Source organism: Phenylobacterium sp., assembly GCF_035309685.1.
Taxonomy (GTDB): Bacteria; Pseudomonadota; Alphaproteobacteria; order Caulobacterales; family Caulobacteraceae; genus Phenylobacterium.
The window spans coordinates 95065-116196 of record NZ_DATGEX010000026.1 but is presented as its reverse complement, the minus strand read 5'-3'; the positions used below and the strand labels follow the sequence as shown (position 1 = coordinate 116196).

The following is a 21132-nucleotide window of genomic DNA, read 5'->3' as shown; positions in this document are numbered from 1 at the left end:
CGTCTCATGGCCGTTGCGACCCGCGTCGATCCGAAGAGCTATTTCACGCCGCAGGAATGGAGCCCGCTCGCGCGCCGTTCGCCGTGGATGGGGCTGGCGCTGCTGGCGCATGCCTGGATCGTCATCGGCCTGGCCATGGCGGTGGCGGTCGCCGCGCCCGGCTGGTGGAAGCTGATCGCCATTCCGGCGGCCATCGTGATCATCGGCGGCCGCCAGCTCGGCGTCGCGATCCTGATGCATGACGCGGCGCACGCCTGCCTGCACCCGAACCTGAAGGTCAACGACTGGGTGGGCAATCACCTGACCACCGGCGGGCTGATCGACTATCGCAACTATCACCTCAAGCACCACAAGTACGCCCAGCAGATCGAGGACCCGGACCTGTCGCTCTCGGCGCCCTTCCCGATCACGCGGCTGTCGCTGCGCCGCAAAATCGTGCGCGACCTGACCGGCCAGACCTATTGGAAGCAGCGCTGGTCGGGGCTGGTGAAGCGCATCGCCAACCGCAAGCCGGACGAGCCGCTCTGGCCGATCCTGCGCGAGGCGATCTATGGCCGCCGCCGGTTCCTCACCGGCATGGTGGTGACCGTCGCCGTGACCGCGCCCTTCGGCCTCTGGTGGGTGTGGCCGGTCTTGTGGCTGGTCCCGCAGGCGACGTGGCTGCCGATGATCAGCCGGCTGCGCAACATCGCCGAGCATGCCTGCGTGGCCAAGAACGAGCCCGACCCGCTGCGCCACGCGCGCACCACCAGCGCCAACTGGTTGGAGCGGGCGGTGATCGCGCCCTACTTCGTGAACTACCACTGCGAGCACCACATGTTCATGCATGTGCCCTGCTACAACCTGCCTCGCGCGCACCGCCTGCTGAAGGCCAAGGGCGTGATGCCGGCGATGCTGACCGCGCCGGGGTACCTGAGCATGCTGAAGGTGGCGACGGCGAAGGCCGCCTAGGCGCCGATCCCGCGGTTCGGCGTTTACCCGGGAGGAGACGCCCCATGCCCATGACCCTCGAAGGCTCCTGCCGCTGCGGCGCCGTGCGGTTCACGGTGCAGAGCCACACGCCACAGCCCTATCAGCTCTGCTATTGCTCGATCTGCCGCAAGACCGCCGGTGGCGGCGGCTACGCCATCAACCTGGGCGCCGATATGGCGACGCTGCAGGTCGACGATCCGGGCAAGGCCATCCGCGTCTTCCGCGCCGAGATCGAGGGCGAGGACGGCGCCTGCGAGGTCTCGACGGGCGAGCGAAACTTCTGCTCCAAATGCGCCACGGCGCTGTGGCTCTACGACCCGTCCTGGCCGGATCTGGTCCACCCCTTCGCCTCGGCCATCGATTCAGAGCTGCCGGTCCCGCCGTCGCGGGTGCGCCTGATGCTGCAGTTCAAACCGTCCTGGGTCGAGGTGGACCAGGGTCCGCACGACGCCCTCTTCGACCTTTATCCGACCCAGTCGATCGAGGACTGGCACAGGCAGCGGCATCTGTGGGTGGCGTGATCGCCCAAACCGGTGTCATCCCGGTTTCGCGGTACGCGAAGACCGGGACCTATAGACGCCGACGGTCGGCGTCTCGTTAGCAGAGCTTCGTGTGTATGGGTCCCGGACACGCGCTTCGCACGTTCCGGGATGACACCGGAATTTAAGGCGCGATCTTCTTGGCCGTGAACAGCGCCTCGACCTCGTCGGGGCGGGCGTTGTTGAAGTCGAGGCGCTGGCGGCCGTCCTCGGTGCGGCTGACCACAACGGGCGAGGCGGAATTGGTCAGCATCCAGCCCTTGGGCAGGACCACCGCGTTCACGGCGCGGCCGAAGGTGCGGTCGAAGACCAGCTCGTCGCCCACCAGCCTGTAGCGGCCCGGGTCGGTGTAGGTCTCGCTCATCCGCAGGCGGATCGACTGGCCGGCCTTCAGCGGCTTGAAGTTGAAGACCACGATCTCGCTTTCCGGGGTGACCTTGCCGATTTCCGGATCGTCGATGCCGGCCTTGGTGATCGCTTCGCCCTTCAGGTGAACGGCGGGAATCGCCTCGCCGGTGTCGAGGTTGCGGGCGGACGGATTGGTCGCCACCGATCCGGTGCGCACCACATTGATGTAGCGGCTGACCCCAGCCTTTTCCTCGGTGTAGTCGTGGTAGAGGTCGAAGGCGTGGGTCTCCGGCGCTTGCAGGAAATAGACGATGTCGCGCGTCTGTTTCGCCCGCTCGTCGAACTTGCGGCCCTTCACGCTGGTCGGCGTCGCCGACAGCACGCCCGGCGTCGCGCGGAGCTTCAGCGGCGCCTCGCCCGGCGTGATGTTGAAGAAGCTGATCCGCAGGCGCCCGTCGGGCTCCTGGGTCACCTGAGACGGATAGTTGCAGTCGACCAGCACGTAGCCCAGCGGCAGGACGACGGCGTTCTTCTTGATGCCCAGGCCGCGGTCGAAGACGATGTCCTTGCCCTCGACCCTGTAGCTCTTGGGATCCTCGTAGGTCTTCTCGATCAGGATGCGCCCCTGGCCGCCGTCGGCCGGCACCGGGCGGGCGAGTTCGACGCGGATGTAGTCGCTGGCCGGATCGGCCTCCGGCAGGCCGGTGGTCTTGGCGCTCTCGCCCGAGACCTGGGCGAACTTCAGCGGCTGGCCGGTGGCGAGGTCGGTGACCTTCTCGTCGGAGGCGACGCTGCCCTTGCGGATCGGGTTGAAGAAGGCCGTCGCGCCCGGCCGGACCGCGGTGATGTCATAGATGATCCGGAACTTCGCCGACCCCGGCGCCAGCAACTCGTAGCGGGTGTAGCCGTCGGCCTCCTGCGGCTGGCGGCGTTGCGCCTGGGCCTGGGCGTTCCACGACGCCGCCAGCACCACCGCCGCGACCAGGGCGCCCAAGGCGCGCTTCTTGCGTTCCATCTTCTAATCCGCCTTTGAGACCATGAACTGTTCGAGCTTGCCGTCGGGATAGCCGCGCTCGACGACGCTGAGCGATCCCTTGGCCGTGGTGATCTTCCAATTGCGCGTGCGCAAGCCGCCGCGGGTGGATTCGCCCTGCAGCTCGAAGAGCCGGGCCGGGCCGAAGGCGGCGAGGCCCGCCTTCTGGTCGGCGAGGACCGCGGCCGTCAGGTAGGCGTTGCCGTTGTCGGTGAACTGGCCGCGGTCGACCGCGCCGGCGCGGAAGCCGTCGAAGACCGCGCGGGCGCGCGCCTCGGCGGCCGTGGGCGGCAGGACGGCGAAGGCGACCCGCTGGGCCACCGCGCCCGGATCGGCCCAGTCGTTGTTGGTGAAGGCGACGATCGCGATCTTGTCCTTCGGGAACATCACATTGGCCGACAGGAAGCCCGACCCGCCGCCGCCGTGGCTGATCACCAGGCGGCCGTGATCCTCGCGCACGCCCAGGCCCAGGCTGTAGCGGCTGTCGAGCCCAGTGGTGAGCTTGATCGGGGTGTAGAGCGCGTCATAGGAGGCCGGCGTCAGCAGGGCGCGCGCCATCAGGCTGATGTCCCACTTCGCCAGTTCGCGGGGCGCCATGGCCAGTTCGCCCGCCGCGAACAGCCAGCCCGCGCCCTCTTTCGGCGCCGGGCGCACCGGCCCATTGCCGGCGCGCGTGTAGGCGCCGGCGTCGGCGGGACCGAGCGCGCGCTGATCGGCGTCGGTGACGTCCTGCATCTTCAGGGGGGCGAAGAGGTTCGCCCGCAGAAACTCCACCAGCGGCTGGCCGGAGACCTTCTCGACGATGGCGCCGGCGATCACGAAGCCGGTGTTGGAGTATTGCCAGTCGGTCCCCGGGGCGAAGTCGAGCGGCTTCTTGGCCCATTCGTCCAGCACCGCGAGCACGGTGGTGGGCTTGCCCATCTCGACGGTCACATAGTCCTGGGGCCAGTAGTCGCGGTAGCCGGCGGTGTGGCTGAGGATCTGGCGGATCGTCACCTGGTCGGCGCTGGCCAGCTCCGGGAAATACTTGGCGACGCGATCGTCGAGGCTGAGCTTGCCCTCTTCCTGCAGCCTCAGCATCGCCGACGCCGTGAACTCCTTGGAGATGCTGTCGATGGCGTAGCGGGTCGTGGGCGTCGCGGCCTTGTCCGGCGCCAGCCGCGCCTTGCCGTAGGCCTTGGCGTAGACCACCTCGCCGCCGCTCGCGACCGCGATGGAGACCGACGGCGCGCCGGCCTTGGCCAGCCACTCGCCGACGCTGGCGTCGATGTCGTGCTGTTGCTGGGCCGTGAGCGGAGCGGCCGATGCCGGCAGGGCGCAAGCCAGCGTCGCCGCCGCAAGGGTTACACCCCATATCCGCATGATCCGCTCCCCAATCCGAGGACGCGACTATGGCCGATCAGACCGAGTCCGCCAGCCGTTTTGGCGCGGCCAGGCGCCAACTCGTCAGCACCCGGGCCTCGACGTGGGCCCAGTCATGGCTGTCCGCTTCCAGGTTGAGCCCGATCCAGCCCCCGGGGCTCATGTAGGGCAGCCACTTGTAGAGGTCGGGGTCGACCTCGATCAGCAGGTCCTGCTCATCGCGCCCGGAGGTCTTCACCGCCGCGGCGGTCAGGCCGTCGCCATGGTGGTTGCGCCAGAAGTAGCAGAACATCTTCCCGGCCACGTCGAAGGCCGGCATGCCGTGGCTGAGCCGCTCGCCTGTGCCGGGCAGCGCCAGACAGATCGCCCGCAACCGGGCCGCCGCCGCATTGGGGTCGGCGAGCATCGCTGTCAGACCACCCCGTTGGCGATCAGGCTGTTGGCGCAGTCGAGAATGGTCTCCTCCATCGGGCGCGGCTTCCAGCCGAGGATCCGCTGGGCCTTGTCCGACGAATAGTCGTGCTTGAGGCCCAGCGACGGCGTGACCGAGCCGAGGTCCTTGTCGAACAGCCCGGCCAGCCGGATGACGAAATTCGGCACCTTGCGGGTGGGGACCTTGGCCGCCGCCGGTCCCAGCCGCTCCCGCAGCAGGGAGGCGATGTCGGCCATCCAGGCGAATTGCCCCGCCGCGATGAACCGTTCGCCCGCGGCGTGCGCGTCGGTCATGGCGCGGATGTGCAGGTCGGCCACGTCGCGCACGTCGACCACGTTGAAGCCCAGCCGCGGGATGCCGGGGACGCGGCCGGAGAGCAGCCGCTCGACCACCTGCACCGAGTCGGAAAAGTCGCCGCTGGTGACCGGACCCAGCACCAGGGCCGGATTGACCGTGGCGAGCGTGGTCTTCGTGCTGGCCGAATGGATCAGCTCCCAGGCGGCGCGCTCGGCGAGCGTCTTGGACTGGGCGTAGGCGCTGACCTGGGGCTCGGTGGGATCGGTCCAGACGGTCTCGTCGCTGGTCCAGTCGCCGGCGAAGTCGCGGCCCTTGCCGGTGGCCGCCACCGAGGAGGTCAGGACCACGCGCTTGACGCCGGCCTTGATCGCCGCGCCGACCGCGCGCTTCGCGCCCTCGCGGGCCGGGACGATCAGGTCGTTGGGGTCCTTCGGGTCGGCGACGCCCAAGGGCGAAGCCACGTGCAGGACGTAGTCGCAGCCGTCCACGGCCGCGTCCCAGCCGTCGTCGGAGGTCAGGTTCGCGGCGTAGAAGCTGAGGCGGTTGCCGGGATCGGTGATCTTGGAGAGCGAGGCGCGGACGGCGGCCTCCTTGGCCAGGTCGCGGACCGTGGCGCGCACCACATAGCCTTGGCTCAGCAGGCTCGCGACACACCACCCCCCGATGTAGCCCGATCCTCCGGTCACCAGCACCGTTTCGCCGCCGCTCATGATCGCCTCACCGCTATGTTTACACTGCTAAGATGGCGCTGATAGCAGGTTTCCGGACCCGCGTAATCCTAACTTGCGCGCGCAACCAAACTCGCTCGGCAAGCGAGTTTGCAACTCCGTGCATCCCGCCGACCGTCGCTGCAACTGCCCGTGGCAGGCTGCCGCAGCCATTCTGGCGGGCATGGAAGCTCACCCCGCATACGCCCCCGCCCTCCCCAGCGCCGTCTCGGACCTGCGCGCCGCGAACGACGCCCCGAAGCTGCGCCTGCGCCCGGCGCCGATCACCCCGGCCACCACCCAGATGATCCAGCAGCGCCTCGGCAAGGCCATCCGGATCCGCCGCCGCATGATGGACCTCACCCTGCAGGATCTGGCCGGCGCCTGCGGCGTCACCTTCCAGCAGGTCCACAAGTACGAGTCCGGGCTTTGCAGCATGTCCGCCTCGCAGCTCTGGTGCGTCGCCGTCGCGCTGAACGTGCCGGTGTCCTACTTCTACGACACCCTGGCGACGCCGGAGCTGATGGTCCCCGCCGACGAGTACGACGAAGACCTCGACTGAACGCCCGCGCGCCAAGCGCGCGCGCAAGGCCCCGCGGCCACCCCCTTGGATCACACGCGGGGCTGTCCCCTCCCTTCACAGGGAGGGGATTTCCATTTGTGGTCGGTTCCCCATCCCCGAGGGCGTCTGACGCGCTAGACTGTCCCCGAAGCAGGAGCCTTGGGGAATGAAGTACAGAATCCGCCACCTGGCGAAGCTCGCCTACCATCTCGACGAATGGCTGCAGGCCAATCTCGGGCGGCGTTACAACACCTTCCTGGGCTTCGGCCTGGTGCTGGGCCTGATCCACCAGTTCCAGGATCTGCCGAAGGACTTCGCCCATGGCGGCGGGATCAGCACCATCCTCGTCGCCCTGATGGACGTGGCGCTGCTGATCAACCAGGCCGGCCAGTTTCACGAGCACCTGGAGAAGCGCCGCGCCATGCCCAGGCAGGCCTCGCTGTTGCGGCGCGGCCGGAACGGCAAGGCGATCGCCAAGACCGACGGCGAAGACTGAACCGCTATCGAATCCTCCTCCCGCAAGGGAAGGAGGAGGCTCTATTTCGGCCTAGCGCGCCGGCCCGTGGGTCTTGGAGATGAAGGCGGCCACGTCGTCGTGCATCGCTTTCAGCGACGACTCCTTGGCGTAAACCATGTGGCCGCTCTCGTAGTAGTGGTAGCTGATGTTCGGCTGCAGGCTGTCGGGCATCGGCAGGTGGTGCATCTCGTACCAGCCCTCGTAGAAGGGCGTCGCCAGGTCGTAGTAGCCGCCCAGCAGCATCACCTTCAGGCCCGGGTTCTGCTTCATGGCGTTGGCCAGGTCCGGCATGACGTTCAGCATGGCCCGCGGCGAACCGCCGCCACGCCCAGGCGGGGTGTGGTTGTTGTCCCAGAAGCGGAAGACGTTGACGCTAGGCTTGAAGACCTTGCCTTCGCCGTAGCCCAGCGTCTTGCGGGCATAGTCGTTGAAGGCGCTTACATAGGCCGACGAGAGCGCCGAGGACTGCGGGTCGTAGCTGGCTTCCTTGGAGAGCGGATCGAGGTCCGGGCCGGAGAAGCGGGTGTCGAGGCGCCCGGTGGTCAGGCCCTGATCGACCTGCAGCTCCTTTTCGAACTCGCCGCCGGTGATCCGCAGGTCCGCGCGGAGAACATACGCGGCGGGAAGACCCGTGTAGTGCGCGTAGCGTTCGGCGATCTGGCGCTTCCTGGCCGGGTCCAGCTCGGAGCCCTTCTGCAGGGCGACGGCATAGTCGCCGGTGGCGAAGTCCTCGACCTCCTTCATATAGGCTTCGATGGTCGCCGGCGCGCCGGGCACCAGCTTGCGGGCCCAGGCGCTGGCCGCATAGGTCGGCAGCGCGGTGATATAGGCCTGGTCGCTGCCCGGATTGTTCTCGGCGCCGTCGACGCTGAGCGCGAAGTTGAGGATTTGGGAGAGCAGGATCACGCCGTTGAAGTCGACGCTCTCGCCGGTCTCCAGGTTGTTGATCAGCACCGCCGAGCGCGGCGTGCCGTAGCTCTCGCCGAACAGGTACTTGGGGCTGTTCCAGCGGCCGTATTGCGACAGGAAGGCCAGGATGAACTGGGTGAAGGCGGCGCCGTCCTCATCGACGCCCCAGAAGGCCTTTTCCTTGTCGCGCCCGGCGATGCGCGAGAAACCCGCGCCCGGGGCGTCGATGAACACCATGTCGCTGACGTCCATCATCGAATAGCTGTTGTTGATCAGCTGGTAGGGCGCGGCCGGCGTGTGGGCGCCGTTGTCGGCGGTGACGATCCGCTTCGGCCCCCAGGCGCCCAGGTGCAGCCACATGGTCGAGGAGCCGGGACCGCCGTTGTAGATGAAGGTGATCGGCCGGTCGGCCGAGGGCGCGCCCTTCTTGAAATAGGCGGTGTAGAACATCGAGGCCTCGGCCTCGGGATTGCCGCCGGCGCCTAGGTTGGCGCCTGGGCCGGGCGCGGCTTCCTTGCGCGCCGCATCGTCCCAGCCGCGTGGGTGGACGACGATGGCGCCGGCGACCGCGCGGTAGGGGATCGCCTGCCCCTCGACGGTGACCACGCCCTCGCTCTCGAAATGCTCCGGCTTGAACAGCACGCCGGCGTTCGGCTCGGCGGTCGAGGCGTCCGGCTTCTTGCCTTCCGCCTGCATGGTGGGCCCGGGCCGCGCGGCGGCGGGACGGTCGCCGGAACGCTCACCGCCGCGCTCCGCGGCCGGCGGCTGGGCCATGGCGGCGCCCACGACAAACGACATGGCGGCGCCCGCCAACAAGACTTTCCTCAGCACGTCGGAATCCCCCGAAAAATTGTGCGCGCAAGCTAGGCCGCGGGGGCCGGCCTTGACAACCGGGCGCCGAAAGACCGGCGATATTTCCGCGCGTCTGCCCGGCGTTCAGGCCTCGAACATCGAGTCGACGACGCGCGCCGGCTTCTTCTTGCGCGGCGGCTCCCACATCACGCCGGGATAGCCCTTGAGCGGCTTCAGCGCCTCGCCGGTCCAGGTCCAGTCGGCCTGTTCGGAGAGGTTCATGTGATAGCGGGTGTCGCGGCCGGTCCGTTCGCGGAACACCGCGCGCGGGATGTTGACCATCTTGGGCGAGCGGGCGCGCTCGTAGAACATCGGCGTGCCGCAGCGGGCGCAGAAGCTGCGCGCCGTGCCGGCGTCGGCGTCCTCGTAGCGGGTCAGATGTTCCTCGCCGGCCAGCAGGCGGAAGCGGCTCTTCCAGCTGCCCACATAGGTCGCGTAGGCGCAGCCCTGGGCGCGGCGGCTGCGCTCGGAGTGATCGTGCCAGGCCCAGACCGCCGGCACGTCGATCTCGAAGCGGACCGCGCCGCAGACGCAGGCGCCTTTCGCCTGGACGGCGGAGGCCTTGCGGACCTTGGGGTCGGACCCGGGTTTCGGAGCGGCTTGCTTCATCGCCGACACCCCGGGGCCGGATAATTCAGCGCCGCAAGAAATGCCCCGCAATGGTCACCTAAAGACCCAAAATGCATCACGTTTTTCCCTGGCGCCGGGCCGTTTCGCCCCTATCTCTTGGAAGACCCGATTGGGACGATCGGCGACTTCGACCGTCGGCCATTGTGACCCACGGCCTCTGGAAAATGGAGGTCCATTTGAAAGCCCTTCTGAAACCCGTTCTGGCGGCCCTCGCGGGCGCCTCCCTGATCGCCGTCCCGCTGAGCGCGGCGGCGCAAACCCATGGCGGCGGCGGCCATAGCGGTGGCGGCTTCCATGGCGGCGGCTTCCATGGCGGTGGTTTCCACGGTGGCGGATTCCGCGGCGGCGGCTTCCGCGATGGTGGTTTCCGCGGCGGCCACTTCTACGGCGGCGGCGCCTTTTTCGGCGGCGTGGGCCTGGGCTTGGCGCTCGGCGCCTACCCCTGGTACCCGGACTACGGCTTCTATCCGGGCTACGGCTACGCGCCCTACCCCTACGCCTCGGACTACGGCTATGCGCCCCCGCCGCCGCCCGCTCAGGCCGCGCCTCCGGCGCAGGCGTGCGGCAACTGGTCCTGGGACGCTCAGGCCCAGCGCTACAACTGGATTCCGTGCTCCTAAGCTGAGCTGACCCTGTCCTCCGGGGCCCGGCCGCCGCTATCCCCCACGCCTTGGCGCGTGGACGGCGGCCGGGTGGCGCCGGCTCAGCCTTGACCTGAACCGCCCGCGCCCCGACAGGGAGCGGATGATCCCCGCCACCCTGCAAGGCCGCCGCGACTTCATCGTCGCCAACACCCGCCTGCAGCGCCCGCCGCACGTCGCCGAGATCGAGCTGCATCTCGCCGACGAGATCACCCCGATCTGGAAACTGACCGAAGAGGCGCTGGAGGCGATCGGCCTGCCGCCGCCCTTCTGGGCCTTCGCCTGGGCCGGCGGCCAGGCGCTGGCGCGCTATCTGATCGACAATCCTGAGACCGTCGCCGGCCAGCGCGTCGTCGACTTCGCGGCGGGGTCCGGGATGGTCGGCATCGCGGCGATGAAGGCCGGGGCGGCGGACGTGCTGTGCGCCGACATCGACCTCTTCTGCGAGGCGGCGGTGGCGGCGAACGCGGCGGTCAACGGGGTCGCCTGCGGCTTCACCTCGGAGAACCTGCTGGACGCTCCAGCGCCCGCCTGGGCCGACGTCATCCTGGCCGGCGACATCTGCTACGAGAAGCCGCTGGCCGAGCGCGTGCTGGCCTGGCTCGCCGCCGCGCGCGCGGCCGGCGCGACCGTGCTGATCGGCGATCCCGGCCGCAGCTATTTCCCGCGCACGGGTCTCACCCGACTCGCCGAATACCAGGTCCCGACGACCCGGGAGCTGGAAGACATGGCGGTGAAGAAGACAGCCGTCTGGGCCCTGCCTTGAGCAGGACCAGGCCTTGAGCGCGCCCCCAAGCTTCGGCATGCCGCCGTTCGTCGTGGCCTTGGTGCTGGGCGCAGCCCTCATGCATGCGACCTGGAACGCCATGCTGCGCAGCGGGCTCGACCGGCTGTGGTCGATGACTCTGATGTGCGTGGTGGCCGCGGCCTTTTCAGCGGTCGCGATTTTCTTCCTGCCGCTTCCGGCGGCGGCGAGCTGGCCCTATGCCATCCTCTCCTCGGCTCTGCAGATCGGCTACTGCCTTTTCCTGGTGCGCGCCTACGAGAAGGGTGAGCTGGGCCAGGTCTATCCGGTGGCGCGCGGCTCGGCGCCTCTGCTGGTGGCGCTGGGCGCGGCGGTGTTCGCGGGCGAACGTCTGGCGCCTCAGGCGATGGCGGGACTGGCCCTGGTCAGCGGCGGCATCGTGGCCTTAAGCCTCGGCAAGGACCGGCCGGACCTGCGCTCGACGGTCGCGGCCTTGATCACCGGCGGCTTCATCGCCGGCTACATGGTGACCGACGGCGTGGGCGTGCGGCTATCCGGCCACGCCTTTTCCTACGTCGCCTGGATGACGCTCGCCCAAGGCGCGCCGATGCCGTTCGTCTATCTGGCGATCCGCCGGCGCTTCCCGCCGCTGCGCCTCGATCCGGAGACGCTGAAGGCGCTGGGCGGCGGCGTGCTGGGCTTCCTGGGCTACGGCGTGGTCGTCTGGGCTCTGTCGCGGGCGCCCATGGCCCAGGTCTCCGGCCTGCGCGAGACCGCGATCCTGTTCGCCGCCATCATCGGCGCCCTGTTCCTGAAGGAGCGCTTCACGGTGCGGCGCGGGGTCTGCGCGGTGATGATTACGGCCGGCGCCCTGCTGCTGGCGAGCTAGACCTCCAGCCGGGCGTCCAGCGTGATCTCGGCGTTCAGCACCTTGGAGACCGGGCAGTTCTGCTCGGCCGTCTTGGCCAGGTCCTGGAACCTGGCGTCGTCGATCCCGGGGATCTTGGCCCGCAGCGTCAGCGCCGACCGGCTGATCCTGAACCCGCCGCCGTCCGCCGGATCGAGCGAGACCGCGGCTTCCGTGGAAAGCTCCAGCGGCGTGATCCCCGCCTGCTGCAGGGCGAAGGCCAGCGCCATGGTGAAACAGCCGGCGTGGGCCGCGGCCAGCAGCTCCTCCGGATTGGTCCCGGGCTCGTCCTCGAAGCGGGTCTTGTAGCTGTAGGCCGTGCGGTTCAGCACACCGGACGCGGTAGAGAGATCGCCCGCGCCATCGCGCCCTGTTCCGCGCCACACCGCGTTCGCCTTGCGGATCATCGTCATCTCCTGAGGTTGCCTGCGACACCAGCTAGGCGTCCGCGCGCCCCGCCGCCACCTCGGCCGCGCGACAATCGACTCGACTCGCCCAGACCCGCGAAATATGCTGGAACAAATTGGCAACATCTCGGGACGACGGACGATGCGCGAAGACGGCAAGATCGACTATGTGGAGTTTCCCGGCGGTGGCGACCTGCCGGCTGTCAAGGCGTTCTACGCCGCCGCCTTCGGCTGGAGCTTCACCGACTACGGCCCCGACTACGCCGCCATGAACGAAGGCCTGGACGGCGGTTTCTACGGCGCCCAGGAAGACATGACCCAGGTGGTCGCCAAGCCGCTGGTCATCCTCTTCGCCCACGACCTGGAAGGCATGGAGGCCAAGGTGAAGGCGGCGGGCGGGGTGATCACCAGGGAGATCTTCAGCTTCCCGGGCGGGCGCCGGTTCCACTTCCGTGATCCGGGCGGCAATGAACTGGGCGTGTTCACGGTGGCCTAGCGCTGAGGTTGCGACGGACTATTCATCCCGCAAGGGTTTGATAGTTTGCGGGTCCTTCGGGGGGAGACGCATGAAACGGTTGGCTTGGCTGGCGGTGGCGCTGGCTTTCGCGAGCGGAACGGCGCACGGGGCGGACTTCAAGACGCTGCGCCATCTGAATGCGCCGCCGCCCACGTCGGTGACGCCACTGGCAGCAGATGCCCATCCTCGACCGCTACAGTTCGTCAGGATCGTGATTCAACCGCCGAATGGCGAGGCTTGGGCGCTGGCCTACACCTCGTGGACCATAAGGGCCGAGGGCGACACTTCGCCAGTCAACCGGCTGATGACGTGGAATTCCGGGCGGGTGCAGGAACAGCCGGCGCCGTTCAAGAACGTCTTTGACGAGGAATTGCAGAAGGCCGGGTTCGACGCGGCCGCCTCGGACAGCGTGTTCGCCGACGCCGGCGGTTCCGCGGACCTGAAAGTGGGCGTCCTGATCACCGACATTGAAGGTCGATTCTGCATCGACTGCCCCAACCTCTTCAATCGCGACGGTGTGCCAGGCACCGTAGTCATGACCACCAACTGGGAGATCTATTCGACCCTCGAACGCAAGGTGATCGCCAAGATCACCACCAGTGGCGGCGCAGACTACAAGACCCGGCTTGGGACCAGTTTCCTGCCGGCCGTCTATGAAGGCTTCCGAGAGAACGTTCGGCAGTTCTTGTCCAACGCCGAGATCCGCAAGTTGGTGACGACACCGCAGGGGGCGACCGGCCCTGCCACGTCGCCGACCTTGACGCCCATAAGTCTGCAGGGCGGCGTCGCACACCTTTCGCTCGGCCAGGCGGCGAGCGGGGTCGCCGTCGTCTTCGCCGCCGACGGATCCGGCAGCGGCTTCCTGGTCTCGAACGATGGCTATCTGATCACCAACCAGCACGTGGTCGGCGGGACAAAATACGTGAAGCTGAAATGGTCGGACGGCTCCGAGACCGTGGGCGAGGTGATCCGCAGCGATCCCCGGCGCGACGTGGCCCTGATCAAGGCGGACGCCCATGGCCGCGCGCCGCTCGACCTCAACCTCGGCCAGGTGCAGCAGGGCGACGCGGTCTTCGCCATCGGCTCGCCGCTCGGCGAGGCGCAGCAGAACACCATGACCAAGGGGATCGTGTCGGCGCTCCGCGAGCGCGAGGGCCTGCCCTACATCCAGAGTGACGTGGCGGTGACCCACGGCAATTCCGGCGGCCCGCTGCTCGACGACAAGGGCCGGGTGATCGGGATCACCCACTCCGGCCTGGCGCCCACCGGTACGCCCATCGGCCTCAACTTCTTCATCCCCATCGGCGACGCGCTACGCGCCCTGTCCCTGACTGCGCCGGCGGCCCCAAGCGCGGCAGTGGCGGCGCAGGCGACTCAGGGTCAGACTGCCCGAAAGCCCTGACTTGAAGCCCTGAGCCGAACCGGAGACCCCATGCGCCGTCGCGCCTTCCTCACTGCCGCCGCAGGCCTGGGGGCCGGCGCCCTGCTTCCACCCGCGGCCCTCGCTCAGAGCCTCAACCAGGCTCTCGCCCAGGCGCGGGCCCCCGCCCCAGGCGCCGATCCCGCCATGCGCGGCCTGAAGTCGCTGAGCGCGGGCGCCCGGCCGATCACGCCGGAAGAGCGGCGCGCGCGGATCGCTGCGCTGCAGCGCGCCATGGCCGCCAAGGGCGTGGGCGCCATGATCATCGAAAGCGGCTCCAGCCTGGAATACTTCACGGGCGTCCAATGGCGCCGCTCGGAGCGGACCACCGCCGCGGTGATCCCGGTGAAAGGCGAGGTGGTCCTCGTCACACCGGCCTTCGAGGAGCCCTCGGTCCGCGAAACGCTCGAGGTCGGCGGCGACGTGCGGCCCTGGAACGAGCACGAGAGCCCCTTCGCCCGCATGGTCGGCGCCATGAAGGACAGGAGCGTGATGGGCGGCGACATCGCGTTTGAGTCCACCACCCGCCTGTTCATCGTCGATGGCGTCCGCGAGGCGGGCGCGGGCGCCTATCGGGTGGTGTCCGGCGACGCGCTCGTGAAGCAGGTGCGGCTGATCAAATCGCCCGCGGAACTTTCGCTGATGCAGACCGCCAACGACATCACGCTCGCGGCCCTGAAGCATGTCCACGCCAATGTCCGGGCCGGCATGAGCCCGGGCGAGATTGGCCAGATGATGAACGCCGCCACCGTCGCCCTGGGCGGCGCGCCGGAATTCAGCCTGGTGCTGATCAACGAGGCCAGCGCCTATCCGCACGGCAGCCGCCAGAAGCAGACGCTGCGCGAAGGCTCGACGATCCTGATGGACGTGGGCTGCACCGTGCATGGCTACCAGTCCGACATCTCGCGCACCTGGGTCATGGGCCAGCCGAGCGCCAAGCAGCGCAAGGTCTGGGCGACGGTGAAGAAGGGCCAGGAGATCGCGCTCGCCACCGCCAACCTGGGAACGCCAGTGGGCGCGATCGACGACGCCGTGCGCGCCTACTACGAGAAGGAAGGCTGGGGGCCCGGCTACCATCTGCCGGGGCTGTCGCACCGCACCGGCCACGGCATCGGCCTCGACGGCCACGAGCCGCCCTATCTGGTGCACGGCGACATGACGCCGCTCGCCCCCGGCATGTGCTTTTCCGACGAGCCCGGCATCTACATCCCCGGCGAATTCGGCATCCGGCTGGAGGACTGCTGGCACATGACGCTGGACGGGCCCAAGCTGTTCACCCCGCTGGCGCGGTCGATCGAAGACCCGATCTGAGGCCGCTTAACCCTGTCGGCGAAGAAACCTTGGTTACCGCGCACGAAAGGCCGGCCGGTAACCGCGTTCCTTTACCCCTTCCTCACCTTCCCACGCCTTGATGAGCGCCCGACAGGTTGGGGGGCCAACCAAGCGGAGACCGTCTTGACGCCCTCAGGACCCACGACGACAGACCACGCCAGTCTTGCCGCCGGGCCCACGTCCCGGACGCGGCAGGACGAGCATCGCGAGCTCGATCACCGCCTGGCGAACAGCCTGCAGCTGGCCGCCGACTTCCTGATCTTCGAGCACAGCCGCGTCGCCGACGCCCACGCCCGCGCGGCCCTGGTGGAAACCGCCGAGCGGCTGTCGGCCGTGGGCCAGATGCACCGGTTCCTGGCCGTCCACCACGGCGCCTCGGGCGTCGACCTGGACCCCTTCCTCAGCGAGTTTGGTAAACTGATCGGCGACACGACGGGGCTGTACTGCTCGGTGGAATCCGATGCTGTCGTGGTGGCGGCGGAGACCGCCCAGCAGCTGGCCATCGCGGCCAACGAGCTGGCCATGAACGCCGCCAAGCACGCCTACCCCTGGGGCCATCGCGGCGCCCTCTACATCGTCTGCCGCCGGCGCGGCGATAGCCTCGTGCTGGTGGTCTCGGACGATGGCCAGGGGCTGGGCAAGGACTTCGATATCGCCCGCGCCCAGGGCCTGGGCATGACCATCCTGCAGGCGATCGTGCGTCAGCTTCGCGGCACGTTCCATGCGGTCAGCGACAATGGCGCGCGGTTCACGATCACCGCGCCATTGCCCTCCGGCGCGGCGTCGGCCCCGCGCTCGTTCTCGCCGCCCGGCGGCTAGCGGTTAGCGCGGGCGGCGGCCACCACCTCGGCGACGGCGTCGATCACCACCTGCGGCTTCTGCTTCTGGATGTAGTGGCCCGAGCCCTCCACCAGACGATTCACGCCCTTGGTCGAGAGCGCGGCGATCTCGTCGTGCAGGCGGCTCCAGGCCTTGGCGCCGGCGTCGATCTCGGCCTGCGGCAGGCCGGGCGCCTTGGTGGTGTCGGACGCGGTCAGCACGATCAGCGGCATCGCGCCGAGCTTGCGCTTCGCCGCCACCGTCTGCTTGGAATCGATGGTCGCGAAGGCGTCCAGCTCAGCGGCCTGGGCGGCGTAGTAGCCGGCGGGCGGAATGCCGACGCCCTTGCCTGACAGCTCCGGCGGCAGGTCGGCGGGCGGCGGCCCGGCGCAACTCTTCAGCATCGCCGGCGAGGCGTCGGGGGCAGCACAGGCGTGGGTGTGGGCGTTCTGCGCCTCCTGCATCTTCAGCGTGCTGGGCGAATTGGCGGCGATCACCGCCATCTGGTTGTCGGCCGAAGGATCGACCAGCACGATGCCGGCCACCTCTTTCGGATGCTGGTAGGCGAAGAGCCGCAGATTGAAGCTGGCCATGGAATGGCCGACCAGGACGTAGGGCCCCGGCAGCTTGGCCGCCTGCAGCATCTGGGCGATGTCGGCGGCTTCGGTCTTGGTGTCGCGCGGACCGGCGGGACCGGTGCTGCGGCCATAGCCGGCGCGGTCATAGGCGCAGACGCGGGTCTTGGCCTTGGCCGCGATCTGGTCCTGCACCTGGCGCCAGCTGGAGGCGTCGTCGCCCAGGCCGGAGTCCATCACCACCACGGGAGCGCCGGCGCCTTCGCAATAGAGATACAGCGCGCGGCCATCGCCCAGCGGCACGAGCTTTCCCTGGCCGATGAAACCGCTCCACCAGGGGTTGGGGTCGGCGTGCGCCGCCATCGGCGCCGCGAGCGCCAGGGCCAGCACGGCCGCCGCCATCTTCGCAAGTCCCATGTGGATCATCCCTCGCCCGCCGCCACGCTATCGAAGGCGGCGGCGGGTGCAAGGTGGGAAGACGTGCGACGCTAGGCCCGCGTCTCCTGGATCGCCGAGAGCTTCCAGGGGCCGCCGATGTGCCGCGCGAAAGTCCACAGTTCGGTGGTCTGGGTTGGCGTGTTGGGGTCGCCCGACAGCACCGCGCCGCTCACCCGGTCGCGCATGATGTCGATGCTCTCGTAGCGCATCGACGCGGTGGCGTAGTCCACATCGCCCTCCCGCCAGGCCTCGCCGACGTCGGCCTGCAGCAGGCGCGTGCCGGTGACCTCGTTGCGGCGGCCGTGGGTGGCGTTCTCGCTGAGCTCCTCGGACAGATAGCTCATCACCTCAGGCGTGCAGCGCTCGCGAAGGCCCGCGTAGTCCTCGCGCCCGAAGGCGTCCTGCACCTCCTTCAAGAGGGTCTCGAACTGGGCCTGGTCCTGCGGCGAGATCGGGATGTCCCAGGACGGGCCCGTGGTCGGCACGAAGGGCGCGGCCGAGGGCCCGCCGCCGAAACCGCCGCCGCTCCCAAAGCCTCCGGGGCCCGCGGGGCCGCCGAACGCCGGCTGGGCGTCAAACGCGGAATAGCCGGCCCGCCTGCGGAACATCCGCATCACCAGGTTCACGATGAAGAACAGGATCAGCAGCTGGATGATGATGGTCAGCAAGCCGCCACCGCCGCCGCCCCAACCGCTGCCGCCCCAGCCGCCGCCGAAGCCGTGACCGAACAGGCCGCCGATCAGACCGCCGGCCAGCAGGCCGCCGAAGAAGCCGCCCATGCCGCTGCGCATGCCGAAGCCGGGTTGATAGCCGGCGTAGCCGGGCATGCCGGGCCGGGGCGCATAGGCCCCGCCAGGCGCCGCGCCGGGCGCGGTCATCGAGCGCTGCACGGGCGCGGTGTAGCCGGGCGCGGTGGCGGTGGGCGCGGGCTGCGAATAGGTGCGCGAGCCGCGGCTGCCGAAGCTGCCGCCGCGCCGGGCGTCCGCCGGCTGGGCGACGATCATGCTGAGCGCCAAGGCGACGCCGAGCACGGCGCTGACCTTGGGCCAAAGACGGGTGGTCATTCAAGAATCTCCCTGACCTCACATATGTAAGTCGCCGCCGCGGCGGCTTCCAGATGAGGCGAGCGATCACGAGGTGGTGTTCGCAGCCCTTGACCCCAGCGGCCGCACCCCCGAGGTATCGAGGCGAAAGACAACCGGGGGCCGCGATGAATCCCTTCCCTGCTCAGGATTGGCCGGACGACATCTTCACCGAGCCGGAAGACGTCGACCCCGACACGCTGGCGAACCTGGGGCCGCTGACCCGGCTCGCCGGGATCTGGGAGGGCCGCAAGGGCGTCGACCTCAACCCCAAGGCCGACGGGCCGGAGCGGCGGGCCTTTCTGGAGCGCATCGAGCTGCAGCCCATCGACCCGCAGGCCAACGGCCCGCAGCTGTTCTACGGCCTGCGCTACCACATCCACATCAACACCGAGGAAGAGGACATCACCTTCCACGACCAGGTCGGCTACTGGAGCTATGAGCCGGCGACCGGCCTGATCCTGCAGAGCCTGACAATCCCGCGCGGCCAGGCGGCGCTGTCCGCCGGCCGGGCGAGCGCCGACGGCTCCAGCCTGAAGGTCGCGGCGCGGCGCGGCGAGACGGACTACGGCATCGTCTCCACCGGCTTCCTGGAGCACGCGTTCCGCACCGACAGCTTCGAGCTGACCATCACCTTCAATCCGGACGGCAGCTGGTCCTACGTCTCCGACACCATGCTGAGCGTCCGCGGCCAGGCCGAGCCCTTCCGCCACCGCGACCGCAACACCCTGGTGAAGGTGGCCGAACCCACGCCCAATCCCCTGGCGCTGATCGCCGCGGCCAGGACCGCCTAGGGCTGCTTCGCGGGCTCGGGCGGAAGCTCGGGGGTGTCCTGGATCGGCAGGTCGATGGGGCGCAGGTTGGCGTTCTTCATCGCCTGGTGGATGTCCTCGGCCCCGTCGCCGTCGGTGGTCGTGAAGGTGAGGCTCGCGGGTTCCGCCCTGTGCTCGGCGACATTCTCGAAGCCGCCCTGCGTCTGGGCGTTGAAGGTCAGGTTGTAGGTCTTCTGCGGCTCGCTGGTGCAGAGCAGGACGAAGGTCTTGTTGTCGTCCAGCAGGCGCGGCGTCTTCAGGCAGTTGAGCTTCGGACTGCCGGCGGCCCAGCCGAAGTCGAAACCGGTCTTCACCATCGGCTGATCGAAGGTGACGGTCAGCACCAGTATGCCGGCCTGCAGCGCCTGACCGGCGGCCGGATAGGACTTCACGATCTTCGGCGCCGCGGTCGGCGGCGAGACCGTCACCGGCGAGACCTCGTGTCCCGGCAGCACGGGCGCCGGTTTGGCCGGGGCGGCCGGCTGGCCGTGCGCGGCTGTGGCGAACAGGGCGCCGGTCAGGACGAAGATGAAACTACGCATCGCCGCGACACTGCCGCCCAAGATGGACGGGAACAAGGCCTGAGCGCGTCGCGATCTTTGCAAACTAGCGGAGCCGATCTGGCGACAGCGCCTGCGCGGTGACGCCTTCGGCGGCGATGTCGGCGGGCAAGGCCTGGCGGCGCGCCAGGGCGGCGGCGGCGCGCGCGGCGGCCGGCGCGGTCTGCACGCCATAGCCGCCCTGCCCGGCCAGCCAGAAGAAGCGCGGCGCCTCCGCGTCGAACCCGATCACCGGCGAGCGGTCGGCGACGAAGCTGCGCAGGCCCGCCCAGGACCGCACGATCCGCTGCACCGGGATGTCGGCGGCGGTCTGCACCCGCTCGATGCCGATCGCCACGTCCATCTCGTCGGCCCAGGCGTCGTGCGGCTCCGCGGGCGTCTCATCGGCGGGCGAAACCAACAGACGCCCGGCGTCGGGCTTGAAATAGAAGTCCTCGTCGGCGTCGATCACCATCGGCCAGGCGCGCACGTCGGCGCCCGGCGGCCCGTCGATGATCATCGCCGTGCGCCGCATGGGTGTGAGCCCGATAGGCCGGACGCCGGCGAGCCCGGCCACCACGTCGGCCCAGGCGCCGGCGGCGTCGACCAGCACCCGGGTCGCGAAGGTCTCGCCGGACGCCGTGCCCACCGAGTAGCCCTCGGCCGTGGGCGTGATGGCCACCACCTCCTGTCCCAGCCGGATCTCCACGCCCCGCGCCTTGGCGCCGCGCAGGAAGCCCTGGTGGATCGCCTCCACGTCGGCGTCCATGGCCCCATCCTCGAGCAGGCCGGAGCCCACATAGCCGGGGCGCAGCGCCGGCACGAGGGCCAGCACCTCCTCGCGGCTGACGAACCGTAGCGCGCCGGGCTCCGCGGCCAGCATGGCGGCGAGCGCGTCGGCCTGATCGGGCCGCCCGACGTACAGGCAGCCGCGGGGGCTCAGCAGCGGATGGGCGGCGAAGCCCTCCGGCGGCGCCTCGAAAAACGGCCGGCTGGCCCGCGTCAGGCCGCGGATCATCGCATTGCCGTAGACCTCGGAGTAGAGCGCCGCCGAGCGTCCGGTGGTGTGGTAGCCATGAGCGTCCTCGCGCTCGAGCAGCAGCACGCGGGCGCCGTCGGCCAGCTCATAGGCCGCCCCGGCCCCGGCCATGCCGGAGCCGACGATCAGATAGTCGAAAACCTCGCCCGCCATGCCCGCGCGACGCTAGCCGCTCGCGCCCCAGGAAGCAAAATCGCCGGTCAATGCCGCAGCTGCAGGTCCCCGACCCGCCAGCCGGCCGGACAGGCGCCCAGGCGGCGATAGTGGCGCGTGGTCCGCGCCGGGCCCAGATCGGCGCTGAGCGGCGTCACCATGACGGTCACCTGAAAATCGCGGTCCAGATCGCCCTGCGTCTGCGAGGTGATGGCGAAGCGCCGCCCGTCCGCCTCGCAGCGGAGAGCTGAGAATCCCCGCCGAATGACCGGCGGCGCCGTCTCGATGCAGGGCCCGCCGCCGATCTCAGGATTGGTCTTGGCGAAGGTCCTGTGCATGGGCGTGTCGGCGCAGACCCAGGCCGCGCCGCTGACCGCGCCCTTTGCGCTCACCTCCGCGTCCTCCATCAGCCACAGGGACGGCGGGTCCACCGCCTGCTGCCGCGCCGTCAGCTGCGCCTCGGTCGACGGCCCGCGCTGGCAGGCGGCGAGCAGCAGGGCGGCGGACAACGCGGCGGCAGGCTTCATGATTTACATATGTAATCC

General features: G+C 69.3%; 24 protein-coding genes. 12 read left to right on the top strand and 12 right to left on the bottom strand.

Going from position 1 to position 21132, the window contains the following annotated elements; genetic code table 11:
• Positions 1-6 precede the first annotated feature (6 nt).
• Complete coding sequence (locus tag VKQ35_RS08575; RefSeq protein WP_324360544.1) at positions 7-951, top strand: fatty acid desaturase family protein; 945 nt, start codon at positions 7-9, stop codon at positions 949-951.
• 44 nt (positions 952-995) lie between these two features.
• Positions 996-1493, top strand: coding sequence for a GFA family protein (locus tag VKQ35_RS08570; RefSeq protein ID WP_324360542.1), 498 nt, complete (start codon positions 996-998; stop codon positions 1491-1493).
• A 142-nt stretch (positions 1494-1635) separates the two neighbouring features.
• Here the strand turns inward: VKQ35_RS08570 and VKQ35_RS08565 are convergent, their stop codons facing one another.
• From VKQ35_RS08565 to VKQ35_RS08550, 4 genes are read right to left on the bottom strand one after another with little or no spacing between them, the layout of a single operon-like run.
• Positions 1636-2874: a hypothetical protein gene (locus VKQ35_RS08565; protein ID WP_324360540.1), complete on the bottom strand. Its 1239-nt coding sequence runs from the start codon at positions 2872-2874 to the stop codon at positions 1636-1638.
• Positions 2875-2877: 3 nt separating this feature from the next.
• Complete coding sequence (locus VKQ35_RS08560; protein ID WP_324360538.1) at positions 2878-4254, bottom strand: serine hydrolase domain-containing protein; 1377 nt, start codon at positions 4252-4254, stop codon at positions 2878-2880.
• A gap of 37 nt (positions 4255-4291) precedes the next feature.
• Positions 4292-4660, bottom strand: a complete 369-nt coding sequence (locus VKQ35_RS08555) for an MmcQ/YjbR family DNA-binding protein (RefSeq protein ID WP_324360536.1) — start codon at positions 4658-4660, stop codon at positions 4292-4294.
• Between the two features lie 5 nt (positions 4661-4665).
• Entirely contained in the window at positions 4666-5694 is a 1029-nt protein-coding gene (locus tag VKQ35_RS08550) for an aldehyde reductase (protein ID WP_324360535.1), read from the bottom strand.
• Between the two features lie 181 nt (positions 5695-5875).
• On the opposite strand from VKQ35_RS08550, the gene VKQ35_RS08545 reads away from it, so the two are divergent.
• Entirely contained in the window at positions 5876-6253 is a 378-nt protein-coding gene (locus VKQ35_RS08545; protein ID WP_324360533.1) for a helix-turn-helix transcriptional regulator, read from the top strand.
• A gap of 166 nt (positions 6254-6419) precedes the next feature.
• Positions 6420-6749 carry a hypothetical protein gene (locus VKQ35_RS08540; RefSeq protein ID WP_324360531.1) on the top strand — a complete coding sequence of 110 codons (330 nt, stop codon included), beginning with the start codon at positions 6420-6422 and terminating at the stop codon, positions 6747-6749.
• Between the two features lie 51 nt (positions 6750-6800).
• Here the strand turns inward: VKQ35_RS08540 and VKQ35_RS08535 are convergent, their stop codons facing one another.
• Both VKQ35_RS08535 and VKQ35_RS08530 read right to left on the bottom strand, forming a co-directional pair.
• A complete protein-coding gene (locus VKQ35_RS08535; RefSeq protein WP_324360529.1) occupies positions 6801-8510 on the bottom strand; it encodes a S10 family peptidase in 1710 nt (569 codons plus the stop codon).
• 105 nt (positions 8511-8615) lie between these two features.
• Positions 8616-9140, bottom strand: coding sequence for a GFA family protein (locus VKQ35_RS08530; protein ID WP_324360527.1), 525 nt, complete (start codon positions 9138-9140; stop codon positions 8616-8618).
• Positions 9141-9337: 197 nt separating this feature from the next.
• Between VKQ35_RS08530 and VKQ35_RS08525 the strand changes: the two genes are divergently transcribed.
• The 3 genes from VKQ35_RS08525 to VKQ35_RS08515 all read left to right on the top strand — a co-directional run bounded on the left by VKQ35_RS08525 (position 9338) and on the right by VKQ35_RS08515 (position 11436).
• Positions 9338-9781 carry a hypothetical protein gene (locus VKQ35_RS08525; protein ID WP_324360525.1) on the top strand — a complete coding sequence of 148 codons (444 nt, stop codon included), beginning with the start codon at positions 9338-9340 and terminating at the stop codon, positions 9779-9781.
• A gap of 124 nt (positions 9782-9905) precedes the next feature.
• Positions 9906-10568 (top strand): methyltransferase, encoded by a 663-nt coding sequence (locus VKQ35_RS08520; protein WP_324360523.1) that lies wholly within the window; start codon positions 9906-9908, stop codon positions 10566-10568.
• Between the two features lie 13 nt (positions 10569-10581).
• Positions 10582-11436, top strand: a complete 855-nt coding sequence (locus VKQ35_RS08515; protein WP_324360520.1) for an EamA family transporter — start codon at positions 10582-10584, stop codon at positions 11434-11436.
• Here the strand turns inward: VKQ35_RS08515 and VKQ35_RS08510 are convergent.
• The gene (locus VKQ35_RS08510) at positions 11433-11867 is read right to left on the bottom strand and encodes an OsmC family protein (RefSeq protein WP_349254740.1); all 435 of its coding nucleotides are present in this window, start codon (positions 11865-11867) and stop codon (positions 11433-11435) included. The genes VKQ35_RS08515 and VKQ35_RS08510 overlap by 4 nt on opposite strands.
• Before the next feature lie 136 nt (positions 11868-12003).
• Between VKQ35_RS08510 and VKQ35_RS08505 the strand changes: the two genes are divergently transcribed.
• From VKQ35_RS08505 to VKQ35_RS08490, 4 genes are all read left to right on the top strand, one after another.
• Complete coding sequence (locus VKQ35_RS08505) at positions 12004-12357, top strand: VOC family protein (RefSeq protein ID WP_324360518.1); 354 nt, start codon at positions 12004-12006, stop codon at positions 12355-12357.
• Positions 12358-12427: 70 nt separating this feature from the next.
• The gene (locus tag VKQ35_RS08500; protein WP_324360517.1) at positions 12428-13780 is read left to right on the top strand and encodes a S1C family serine protease; all 1353 of its coding nucleotides are present in this window, start codon (positions 12428-12430) and stop codon (positions 13778-13780) included.
• Between the two features lie 30 nt (positions 13781-13810).
• Positions 13811-15109 carry a Xaa-Pro peptidase family protein gene (locus tag VKQ35_RS08495; RefSeq protein ID WP_324360515.1) on the top strand — a complete coding sequence of 433 codons (1299 nt, stop codon included), beginning with the start codon at positions 13811-13813 and terminating at the stop codon, positions 15107-15109.
• A gap of 144 nt (positions 15110-15253) precedes the next feature.
• On the top strand, positions 15254-15949 hold the full coding sequence (locus VKQ35_RS08490; protein WP_324360513.1) for a sensor histidine kinase: 696 nt from the start codon (positions 15254-15256) through the stop codon (positions 15947-15949).
• Here the strand turns inward: VKQ35_RS08490 and VKQ35_RS08485 are convergent.
• Positions 15946-16941 carry an alpha/beta hydrolase gene (locus VKQ35_RS08485; RefSeq protein ID WP_324360511.1) on the bottom strand — a complete coding sequence of 332 codons (996 nt, stop codon included), beginning with the start codon at positions 16939-16941 and terminating at the stop codon, positions 15946-15948. The two genes, VKQ35_RS08490 and VKQ35_RS08485, sit on opposite strands and share 4 nt — an antisense overlap.
• A 71-nt stretch (positions 16942-17012) precedes the next feature.
• Positions 17013-18026 (bottom strand): Tim44 domain-containing protein, encoded by a 1014-nt coding sequence (locus VKQ35_RS08480; protein ID WP_324360508.1) that lies wholly within the window; start codon positions 18024-18026, stop codon positions 17013-17015.
• Positions 18027-18172: 146 nt separating this feature from the next.
• Here VKQ35_RS08480 and VKQ35_RS08475 point away from each other — a divergent pair, with 146 nt between their 5' ends.
• Positions 18173-18838, top strand: coding sequence for an FABP family protein (locus VKQ35_RS08475; RefSeq protein ID WP_324360506.1), 666 nt, complete (start codon positions 18173-18175; stop codon positions 18836-18838).
• Here the strand turns inward: VKQ35_RS08475 and VKQ35_RS08470 are convergent.
• The 3 genes from VKQ35_RS08470 to VKQ35_RS08460 all read right to left on the bottom strand — a co-directional run bounded on the left by VKQ35_RS08470 (position 18835) and on the right by VKQ35_RS08460 (position 21114).
• Complete coding sequence (locus tag VKQ35_RS08470; RefSeq protein WP_324360504.1) at positions 18835-19398, bottom strand: hypothetical protein; 564 nt, start codon at positions 19396-19398, stop codon at positions 18835-18837. The two genes, VKQ35_RS08475 and VKQ35_RS08470, sit on opposite strands and share 4 nt — an antisense overlap.
• 64 nt (positions 19399-19462) lie before the next feature.
• On the bottom strand, positions 19463-20587 hold the full coding sequence (locus tag VKQ35_RS08465; RefSeq protein WP_324360502.1) for an FAD-binding oxidoreductase: 1125 nt from the start codon (positions 20585-20587) through the stop codon (positions 19463-19465).
• 47 nt (positions 20588-20634) lie between these two features.
• Complete coding sequence (locus VKQ35_RS08460; RefSeq protein ID WP_324360500.1) at positions 20635-21114, bottom strand: hypothetical protein; 480 nt, start codon at positions 21112-21114, stop codon at positions 20635-20637.
• Between the last annotated feature and the right edge of the window lie 18 nt (positions 21115-21132).

Excerpts from the sequence above, each read along its gene's own strand:
- VKQ35_RS08575 (WP_324360544.1), top strand. The coding sequence starts at position 7 with ATGGCCGTTGCGACCCGCGTCGATCCGAAGAGCTATTTCACGCCGCAG.
- VKQ35_RS08570 (WP_324360542.1), top strand. The coding sequence starts at position 996 with ATGCCCATGACCCTCGAAGGCTCCTGCCGCTGCGGCGCCGTGCGGTTC.
- VKQ35_RS08565 (WP_324360540.1), bottom strand. The coding sequence starts at position 2,874 with ATGGAACGCAAGAAGCGCGCCTTGGGCGCCCTGGTCGCGGCGGTGGTG.
- VKQ35_RS08560 (WP_324360538.1), bottom strand. The coding sequence starts at position 4,254 with ATGCGGATATGGGGTGTAACCCTTGCGGCGGCGACGCTGGCTTGCGCC.
- VKQ35_RS08555 (WP_324360536.1), bottom strand. The coding sequence starts at position 4,660 with ATGCTCGCCGACCCCAATGCGGCGGCGGCCCGGTTGCGGGCGATCTGT.
- VKQ35_RS08550 (WP_324360535.1), bottom strand. The coding sequence starts at position 5,694 with ATGAGCGGCGGCGAAACGGTGCTGGTGACCGGAGGATCGGGCTACATC.
- VKQ35_RS08545 (WP_324360533.1), top strand. The coding sequence starts at position 5,876 with ATGGAAGCTCACCCCGCATACGCCCCCGCCCTCCCCAGCGCCGTCTCG.
- VKQ35_RS08540 (WP_324360531.1), top strand. The coding sequence starts at position 6,420 with ATGAAGTACAGAATCCGCCACCTGGCGAAGCTCGCCTACCATCTCGAC.
- VKQ35_RS08530 (WP_324360527.1), bottom strand. The coding sequence starts at position 9,140 with ATGAAGCAAGCCGCTCCGAAACCCGGGTCCGACCCCAAGGTCCGCAAG.
- VKQ35_RS08520 (WP_324360523.1), top strand. The coding sequence starts at position 9,906 with ATGATCCCCGCCACCCTGCAAGGCCGCCGCGACTTCATCGTCGCCAAC.
- VKQ35_RS08510 (WP_349254740.1), bottom strand. The coding sequence starts at position 11,867 with ATGACGATGATCCGCAAGGCGAACGCGGTGTGGCGCGGAACAGGGCGC.
- VKQ35_RS08505 (WP_324360518.1), top strand. The coding sequence starts at position 12,004 with ATGCGCGAAGACGGCAAGATCGACTATGTGGAGTTTCCCGGCGGTGGC.
- VKQ35_RS08500 (WP_324360517.1), top strand. The coding sequence starts at position 12,428 with ATGAAACGGTTGGCTTGGCTGGCGGTGGCGCTGGCTTTCGCGAGCGGA.
- VKQ35_RS08495 (WP_324360515.1), top strand. The coding sequence starts at position 13,811 with ATGCGCCGTCGCGCCTTCCTCACTGCCGCCGCAGGCCTGGGGGCCGGC.
- VKQ35_RS08485 (WP_324360511.1), bottom strand. The coding sequence starts at position 16,941 with ATGGGACTTGCGAAGATGGCGGCGGCCGTGCTGGCCCTGGCGCTCGCG.
- VKQ35_RS08480 (WP_324360508.1), bottom strand. The coding sequence starts at position 18,026 with ATGACCACCCGTCTTTGGCCCAAGGTCAGCGCCGTGCTCGGCGTCGCC.
- VKQ35_RS08475 (WP_324360506.1), top strand. The coding sequence starts at position 18,173 with ATGAATCCCTTCCCTGCTCAGGATTGGCCGGACGACATCTTCACCGAG.
- VKQ35_RS08470 (WP_324360504.1), bottom strand. The coding sequence starts at position 19,398 with ATGCGTAGTTTCATCTTCGTCCTGACCGGCGCCCTGTTCGCCACAGCC.
- VKQ35_RS08465 (WP_324360502.1), bottom strand. The coding sequence starts at position 20,587 with ATGGCGGGCGAGGTTTTCGACTATCTGATCGTCGGCTCCGGCATGGCC.
- VKQ35_RS08460 (WP_324360500.1), bottom strand. The coding sequence starts at position 21,114 with ATGAAGCCTGCCGCCGCGTTGTCCGCCGCCCTGCTGCTCGCCGCCTGC.